A 1154-nucleotide genomic window follows, 5' to 3' on the forward strand; every position below is an offset into this window, starting at 1 on the left:
CATACGTCGCGGACCAGAAGCGCGCCCGGCTCGAGGAGGCGGCGCGTGCCCAGGCCGTGCTGACGCAGCTGATGCCCACGCCGGCCAGCCCCGTCGCCGACACGGAAGGCGTATTGCGCGACCGCTTCCTGGGCGGCGACGCCAGGGGGCCGGAACTCGTGCTGCTGCCGACGGGCCGCTTCCAGATGGGCTCTCCCGAGCACGAACGGAAGGTCGCGATGGAAGCCGGCTCGCAACCGGGCTGGCTGGCGCGCGAACTGCCGCAGCACTGGGTCGGCATCGAGAAGCCGATCGCCATGGGCCGCTATCCGGTGACGGTCGGCGAGTGGCGCGTGTTCGTGGCCAGCACCGGCTGGCGGCCGAGCGGGGAAACCGATTGGGACGCGCCGGGCTTCGCGCAGACGGACCGCCATCCCGTCGTCGGCGTGAACTGGTTCGACGCGATCCGCTACGTGCGCTGGCTGTCCGAAGCGACCGGTAAATCGTACCGGCTGCCGAGCGAGGCGGAATGGGAATACGCGTGCCGCGCCGGGACGAAGACGGCGTTCTCGTTCGGCGACAGGATCACGACGGACCAGGCGAATTACGACGGCAATTTCACCTACAACGGCGGCCCGCGCGGCGAGTACCGGCGCGGCACGACGCCGGTCGGCATGTTCCCCGCCAATCCCTGGGGCCTGTTCGACATGCACGGCAACGTGTGGGAATGGGTGCAGGACGTCGTCCACGACAATTACGACGGCGCCCCGCTCGACGGCAGCGCGTGGGAAGAGGGCGGCGACCAGGCCCGCCGCATCCTGCGCGGCGGCTCCTGGCTGTACAACCCGCGCTACCTGCGCGCGGCGCTGCGCAACGGCTTTTCGGCCGCCCTGTCGAACGACATCGTGGGTTTTCGTATCGTACGCGACCTGATGTAGCCAACACGATACGCAGCGGAAATTCGCGGTGTCTCACCCTTGGGCGCATAATGAATCGCACTCTGCAAAGGAGGCGATCATGCGAATTCCCAAGGATATCCAGATCCCGTTCATCGTGCTGTCGCTGGAAGCCGTGCTGCTGACCGGCGCGGCGTTGATTTTCCTGATCCTGCGGCCGGGCTGATCTACGCGCGGCCGGCGTAGGCGTCGAGCAGGCGTGCGTAAGTGCGCCGGCGG

1 protein-coding gene is annotated in these 1154 nt (G+C 68.2%); it reads left to right on the forward strand.

Features of this window, described 5'->3' with window-relative positions; all coding sequences use genetic code 11:
- On the forward strand, positions 1-917 hold a 917-nt coding region (locus tag ACEN88_RS32270; protein ID WP_413346298.1), incomplete at its 5' end, for a formylglycine-generating enzyme family protein.
- Positions 918-1154 lie beyond the last annotated feature (237 nt).

Origin of the sequence: Massilia sp. CT11-108, from assembly GCF_047302915.1 — a bacterium.
In the GTDB taxonomy this organism is placed as follows: domain Bacteria; phylum Pseudomonadota; class Gammaproteobacteria; order Burkholderiales; family Burkholderiaceae_D; genus Telluria; species Telluria orientalis.